The 6571-nt window shown below is 70.8% G+C and carries 7 protein-coding genes; all 7 read left to right on the top strand.

Features of this window, described 5'->3' with window-relative positions; genetic code table 11:
* Positions 1-289 precede the first annotated feature (289 nt).
* Genes AOK24_RS46915 through AOK24_RS39325 form a run of 7 tightly spaced genes read left to right on the top strand, consistent with a single transcriptional unit; the run spans position 290 to position 6463 of the window.
* Complete coding sequence (locus tag AOK24_RS46915) at positions 290-652, top strand: hypothetical protein (protein WP_055724724.1); 363 nt, start codon at positions 290-292, stop codon at positions 650-652.
* Between the two features lie 23 nt (positions 653-675).
* Positions 676-1101 carry a phage tail protein gene (locus tag AOK24_RS39350; protein WP_055724723.1) on the top strand — a complete coding sequence of 142 codons (426 nt, stop codon included), beginning with the start codon at positions 676-678 and terminating at the stop codon, positions 1099-1101.
* Positions 1102-1137: 36 nt separating this feature from the next.
* Positions 1138-1857 carry a CIS tube protein gene (locus AOK24_RS39345; RefSeq protein WP_055724722.1) on the top strand — a complete coding sequence of 240 codons (720 nt, stop codon included), beginning with the start codon at positions 1138-1140 and terminating at the stop codon, positions 1855-1857.
* Positions 1854-3680 (top strand): VgrG-related protein, encoded by a 1827-nt coding sequence (locus tag AOK24_RS39340; protein WP_055724721.1) that lies wholly within the window; start codon positions 1854-1856, stop codon positions 3678-3680. Before AOK24_RS39345 ends, AOK24_RS39340 begins: the two co-directional genes overlap by 4 nt.
* A gap of 21 nt (positions 3681-3701) precedes the next feature.
* Positions 3702-4019, top strand: a complete 318-nt coding sequence (locus AOK24_RS39335; RefSeq protein WP_055724720.1) for a PAAR domain-containing protein — start codon at positions 3702-3704, stop codon at positions 4017-4019.
* Positions 4020-4076: 57 nt separating this feature from the next.
* Complete coding sequence (locus AOK24_RS39330) at positions 4077-4499, top strand: GPW/gp25 family protein (RefSeq protein WP_055724719.1); 423 nt, start codon at positions 4077-4079, stop codon at positions 4497-4499.
* Positions 4499-6463, top strand: a complete 1965-nt coding sequence (locus AOK24_RS39325) for a putative baseplate assembly protein (RefSeq protein ID WP_055724718.1) — start codon at positions 4499-4501, stop codon at positions 6461-6463. The genes AOK24_RS39330 and AOK24_RS39325 overlap by 1 nt, the downstream gene beginning before the upstream one ends.
* Positions 6464-6571 lie beyond the last annotated feature (108 nt).

Raw genomic sequence — 6571 nt, 5'->3', positions numbered from 1 at the left:
GTCGGCGGGGGTGGGGGTGGGGGCCTCGGCCTCGTACGTACAACGCGCCCCCGCTTCCACCTCGTCCGGTTCGACTTCGCCTGCCGCCACCTCGTCCGCGTCCGTGTTGCCTGCGGTTGCTTCGGGCGCGTCCGCGTTGCCTGCGGTTGCTTCGGGCGCGTCCGCGTTGCCCACCGCCGCCTCGCCCGCCTTTGGTTCGTCCGCGTCAACTCCCCGTGATTCGGCCCCTGTTCAGCGCGTTCCCGTCGTCCGGCCCGCTCCTCCTCAGCAGGAGGCGGCTCCCCGGATCGTGCCCGCGCGGCCCCTTCCCGCCGTCGCGCCGCAGGTGGAGGTGGCGCCTGCTGTACCGGCGTCCGTGGCCCCGGCTGTTCCCGTCGTCGCGCGGACCGTCGCCGCCAAGGCGCCCGCCGTGCAGCGGGACGCGGCTGTGGCGAAGGCGCCGGCGCCCCGGGCCGACGTACAGCGGAACCCGGCGAAGGAGGCCGGCGGTTCCGGTGCCGGTTCCTCTTCCGGGAGTGACAAGGGCGGGCCCGGTGACCCCGACCTCGACGATCTCGCCCGGCGGCTTCTCGATCCCGTGTCGCGGCTGCTGCGTACCGAGTTGCGGCGTGGGCGGGACCGTACGGGGCGCCCTTATGACGGTCGCCGCTGAGGCATGGAACGGATGACGGACGGATGACGGACAGCATTTTCGCGACGAGTGTGTACTTCCGGCTCGCGATCGGCGGCAATGATCTGGGCGCGTTCCACACGTGTTCGGGGATGGGCGCCGAGGTCGAGATGGAGACGTACGCCGAGGGCGGGAACAACGACTTCACCTGGCAGCTCCCGGGCCGGGTCACCTGGACGAACATCACCCTGACCCGGCCGGTGACCGCCGACACCGCGAAGATCGCGCGGTGGCTGGACGAGACGCTGCGGCGGGTCGAGCCGAAGGACGGCGAAATCGTCGCGCTGCGGCCCGACTTGAGCCAGATCATCAGCTGGCAGGTGTTCGGGATCGTGCCCGTGCGCTGGCAGGGGCCGTCCTTCGACCCGGCTGATTCGTCGGCGGCCGTCGAGACGCTGGAGATCGCCCACCAAGGGCTCCGGCCCTCCTGAATCGCACAACCACCCTAGAAAGAAAGGAGGTTCGGCATGGCTTCCGCCCGATCCAGCCGCGTCAGGGCCCAGTTGACGCTGAAGGAACCACCGTCGGCCGTCGGTGCCAAGCCCGGCGGGACCATCGCGCGCCTGGACCTCCAGTTCAACCCCTCGACGCTGCAACTGAGCAAGTCCACCGAGTGGCGCCGTACGCCGTCCCGGATGGCGGGGCAGTCCGCGTTGCCGGAGTTCGTCGGAAGTGGCCCGCGTACGTTGAGCCTTGAGGTGTTCCTCGACGCAACGGCCAAGCACGACAAGTCGGTTGAGCAGGCCGTCGAGAAGCTGATGAAGGCGTGCGTGCCGACGCCGACGAGCCTCGGCCGCAAGAAGCCCGCGAGCCCCTGGGTGCGGTTCGAGTGGGGCTCCGCGCGCACGACATCGTTCGACGGGGTGCTGTCGAGCCTCTCCGTCTCGTACACCCTCTTCGACGTGGACGGCACGCCCCTGCGGGCGACCTGTTCGCTCACGATCGAGGAGGCGTCCGTCGACCCGGCGGGCCAGAACCCGACCTCGGGCGCCCGAACTGCCCGCAGTACGCACACCGTTGTCGCCGGGGACAGCCTCGCCATGCTGGCCTGGCGGGAGTACGGCGACGCGACGGCGTGGCGGGTCATCGCCGAGGCGAACGGGATCGACGACCCGATGGCCCTCGTCCCCGGCACCGAACTCGTGGTGCCGGGACTGCGGGACGCGGGCGCGGAGGAGGAACAGTGAGCGGACCAGGATCGGGCGAGCGGGGCGGACGGGCCTTCGCCGCCGACCCCGTCATCGAGGCCCCCGGTGAACTGCCGCCCACCTGGGCCGCGCAGGTGGTGAGTTGTGTCGTCGATGAGAACGTCGGCCTGCCCGATGCCGCCGTCATCACCTTCCGCGACCCCGACCACGAGTTCCTCGCCGCGACCGGCATCACCATCGGCACGCTGCTGAAGGTGTCCGTCGTCACCGTCTCCGGGCAGTCCCGCGAACGCCTCTTCAGCGGCGAGGTGACCGCGCTGGAGATCGACCGGGACCGCACCGGGTCGTTCACCGTCGTGCGCGCCTACTCCAAGGAGCACCGGCTCCAACGCGGCCGTAAAGTCGTCGCGTTCAGGAACATGACCGCCTCGGCGATCGTCCGGAAGGTCGCCGCGAGCGCCGGGCTGGCCGTCGGTACGGTCGAGGCCGCGCCGATCACCTACAAGCAGCTCTCCCAGGCGAACGTCTCCGACTGGGACTTCCTCCAGTTCCTCGCGGCCGAGAGCGGTGCCCAAGTCCGCGTGGACGACAAGGGGTTGCTCCAGTTCACCAAGCCGAAGAAGGCGTCCGCCGCACCCGCGCCGTCCACCTCGGCCGTCAACAACCCGCTGGTCCTGGAGTACCCCCGCAACCTGTTCACGCTGCGGGCCGCCCTGTCGACGGCCGACGGCGCCTCCCAGGTCGAGGTGCGGGGGTGGGACGTCACCAACAAGAAACCCCTGGTGTCCCCGAAGCCGTCGGTCGTCAGCGACACCGTGCTCCCGGGTCTCGCGCCGTCCTCCGCCGCGAAGTTCGGCAAGGCGAAGCTGACGGTCACCGACACTCCGTACCGAACGCTGGCCGAGACCAAGGCAGTTGCCGACGCCGTCGCCGATCAGGTCAGCTCCGGGTTCGCGGAGCTGGAGGTGGTCGCCGAGGGCAATCCGCTGCTGCGGGTGGGCAAGCCGGTCGCGCTCGGCAACGTCGGCAAGGCGTTCTCCGGCAAGTACACGCCGTCGGCGGTCCAGCACGTCATCGAACCGCACGGCGGCTACCGGACGACCGTCTGGGTCAGCACCAGCCCCGACCGCTCCCTCACCGGCCTCGTCACCGGCGCCAACGCGCCCTCGCGGGGGCCGCGCATGCCGGGGCTCGCGATCGGCGTCGTCACCGACGTACGCGATCCGGCGGGCGGCGAGCGGGGCGCCGTCCGGCTCAAGTTCCCCTGGCTGGACGACACGTACGTCACCGACTGGGTGCGCACCGTGCAGTGGGGCGGCAAGGGCGGGGGCGGCGTGGTGAGCCCCGAGGTCAACGACGAGGTGCTCGTCGGCTTCGAACAGGGGCTGCTCGACAGCCCTTATGTCATCGGGGGGTTGTACAACGGGGTCGATCAACCCTCCCCGCACGACGTCCCGTTGATCGACAAGTCGAGCGGGAAGGTCAACCGGCGTTCCGTGGTGTCCCGTTCGGGGCATCGGGTCGAACTCCTCGACGCGCGGGCGCCCGGACCCTCGGGGCTTCGGCTGCGCACCGCCGACGAGCGGCTCGAAGTCTTCCTCGACGACCGGCGCAACCGGATCGAGCTGACCGTGTACGCGCGCGGGAAACGGCAGTTGACGTCCGTCGTCCTCGACGACAAGGGCATCACCCTCGACGCCGGGCGCGGCGACGTGAGCGTGTCCGGGCGGAACGTGGACATCAAGGGCCAGCTCGGCGTGAAGATCGACGGACGGAACGTGAGCGTCAACGGCACCTCGGGCGTCACCATCGACGGCGGTCTGCTCGGCGTCCTCAAGGCGAAGCTGATCCGGATCAACTGACCTGTGCTGAAGGAGAGTTCTATGCCGGCCGCAGCCCGTACCGGTGACCCCACCGACCACGGCGGGGTGATCGCCACGCCGCCGCCCGCCGCCGCGCGGTCCGTGGCGACCGTCCTCATCGGCGGCCGTCCCGCAGCCGTCGTCGGCAGCCTCCACACCTGCGCGATGCCCCCGCACCTGGCGCTGGGCCCGGCGAACGTGGTCATCCCGAACCCGGCCGGGCTGGCCTCGGGTGTCGTCCTCATCGGCGGGCTGCCCGCCGCGAAGGCCCGCGACAAGACGGCGTGCGGGGCGACGATCGTGATGGGTGCGATGAACGTGCTGATCGGGGGCGTGTGATGAACAAGCCTTTGAACAGGGGTCGTTGATGAACAAGCTGATGGCTGGGGGCTGTTGATGAACGAGCGCTTCATAGGCCGGGGTTGGGCCTTCCCCCTCCGCGTCGGCCCCACCGGCGGCATCGCCCTGGTCGAGAAGGAGCAGGAGATCGAGGAGGCGATCCGCCTCGTCCTCGGCACCGCCCCCGGCGAACGCCCCATGCGTCCCGAATTCGGCTGCGGCATCCACGAGTACGTCTTCGCCCCCGGCGACGGCGCCACCGCCGGCCGCGTCGCCCAGCAGGTCCGCGAGGCCCTGGAGCGCTGGGAGCCGCGCATCGCCGTCGACGAGGTCGTCGTCGCCTACGACGCCGTCGAGGCCGGCACCCTCTACATCGACGTGCACTACACCGTCCGCTCCACCAACGACCGGCGCAACCTGGTCTTCCCCTTCTACACGATCCCCTCCGAGGAGGGGGCCGAGGAAATGGTCGCCGACTGATGGCCCTCCCCTCCCCGAACCTGGACGACCGGCGTTTCCAGCAACTCGTCGACGAGGCGAAGCGGTACGTCCAGCAGCGCGCGCCCGAGTGGACCGACCACAACGTCTCCGACCCGGGCGTCACGCTCATCGAGACGTTCGCCTACCTGGTCGACCAGCTCCTGTACCGCCTCAACCGGGTCCCGGACAAGAACTACACAGCGTTCCTGGACCTGTTGGACATCCGCCTCTTCCCGCCGACGGCCGCCTCCGCCGACGTCGACTTCTGGCTCTCCGCCCCCCAGCCCGACACGGTCACCCTCCCCGCCGGCACCGAGGTCACCACCGCGCTCGGCGAGACCTCCACCAGCGACGACGCCGTCGTCTTCACGACCGTCGACGAACTGCGCATCCTGCCCAGCGAGTTGATCCGGCTCGTCACCGCGCCACGCACCGGCGAGCAGACCGACCGGACCCGGACCCTCGCCGAGGGCGGCGACGTACCCGCCTTCCAGGCCGCGCCCGAACCCGGTGACGCGCTGCTCTTCGGGCTGCCAACTGCCGTTCCCCGCTGCATCGTTGCCGTCAACCTGGACAGCCGCGTCGAGGGCATCGGCGTCGACCCCCGTCAGCCCCCGCTCGTCTGGGAGGCCTGGGACGGGGCGCGTTGGCAGGAGTGCGAGACCGGCTCCGACACGACCGGCGGGCTCAACCGGCCCGGCGAGGTCGTCGTCCATGTGCCCGCCGGGCACACCGCCTCCGTCATCGGGGGGACCCGGGCGGGGTGGCTGCGGTGCCGGGTCACCGAGGCCGAGCCCGGGCAGCCCTTCTACTCCGAGTCGCCAACTGTCCGTGAGGCGACGGTCTTTACCGTCGGCGGGACCATGGCCGTCGAGCATGCCGAGACCGTTCTCGACGTGCCGCTCGGTACGTCCGAGGGTGTCGCCGGGCAGTCCTTCCGGCTCGACCGGCCGCCCGTTCTTCTCGACCGGTCGTTGCCCGAGGTCGAGGTCTCGTCCGCCGAAGGGTGGCAACGCTGGGACGTCGTCGAGCACTTCGGGCGGTCCGGGCCCTCCGATCGCCACGTCCGCGTCGACGCCACCACCGGGGAGTTCACCTTTCCGCCGGTCCTCCGGGAAGCGGACGGGACGCTTCGGCAGTGCGGCGCGGTGCCGTCAAAAGGCGCTCAGATCAGGGTGGTTCGCTATCGGACCGGCGGGGGGCCCGCCGGGAACGTCGCCCGGGGCGCCATCTCCGTCCTGCGCAGCTCCGTCCCGTACGTCGCCCGGGTCATCAACCGGGAGGCCGCGCTCGGAGGGGTCGCGGGGGAGACCCTCGACAACGCCAAACTCCGTGCGCCGCGAGCCTTGCGCATGCAGGAGCGGGCCGTGACCGCCGAGGACTACGAGATCCTGGCCCGGCAGGCCGCCCCCTCCGTACGCCGGGTCCGGTGCCTCCCCGTCGGCGGAGAGGCGGGCGCCGTACGGGTGCTCGTCGTTCCCGACGCCGTCGCCGACGAAGGCGACGACCGGCTCCGCTTCGAGCAACTCATCCCGTCCGAGCAGGTGTTGACGTCCATCACGCGCACACTGGACGAACGCCGGCTCATCGGTACGCGGTTGGTGGTCGAGCCGCCCGTCTACCAGGGCGTGACGGTCGTCGCCCGGTTCGCTGCGCCCCCGTCGGAGATCGACCGGGTCCGCGAATCCGCGCTCGACGCCCTGTTCCGCTACCTCAACCCCCTCAACGGCGGTCCCGACGGCACGGGTTGGCCGTTCGGGCGTCCCGTCCAGTACGGCGAGATCTTCGGAGTTCTTCAGCAGGCTACGGGCAACGTCCTTGTGGAGGACGTGCGGCTGTTCGCGGCCGACCCGATCACCGGGCGGCGGGGGACACCCACGGATCGGATCGAGGTGGGGCCGGGGGCGCTGGTGTTCTCGTACCAACACCAGGTGGTTGTCACGGAGTTGGAGGTCGGGGGATGAGCGTGCGGTGGGCGCGGGGCGATGCTGGGGCTCGGCTGAGCCGTACCCCCGTACCGGAGGTCTCGTCATGAGCGACCGTGCCGCTGTACCGGAGGTCTCGTCATGAGC

The organism is Streptomyces niveiscabiei (assembly GCF_001419795.1).
GTDB classification, from domain to species: domain Bacteria; phylum Actinomycetota; class Actinomycetes; order Streptomycetales; family Streptomycetaceae; genus Streptomyces; species Streptomyces niveiscabiei.
Note: the sequence above shows the minus strand (reverse complement) of the source record. Positions and strands in the feature narration are given on the sequence as shown.

Bases quoted from the DNA above. Each gene is read 5' to 3' on its own strand.
- AOK24_RS39350 (WP_055724723.1), top strand. From the start codon at position 676: ATGACGGACAGCATTTTCGCGACGAGTGTGTACTTCCGGCTCGCGATC.
- AOK24_RS39345 (WP_055724722.1), top strand. From the start codon at position 1,138: ATGGCTTCCGCCCGATCCAGCCGCGTCAGGGCCCAGTTGACGCTGAAG.
- AOK24_RS39335 (WP_055724720.1), top strand. From the start codon at position 3,702: ATGCCGGCCGCAGCCCGTACCGGTGACCCCACCGACCACGGCGGGGTG.
- AOK24_RS39330 (WP_055724719.1), top strand. From the start codon at position 4,077: ATGAACGAGCGCTTCATAGGCCGGGGTTGGGCCTTCCCCCTCCGCGTC.
- AOK24_RS39325 (WP_055724718.1), top strand. From the start codon at position 4,499: ATGGCCCTCCCCTCCCCGAACCTGGACGACCGGCGTTTCCAGCAACTC.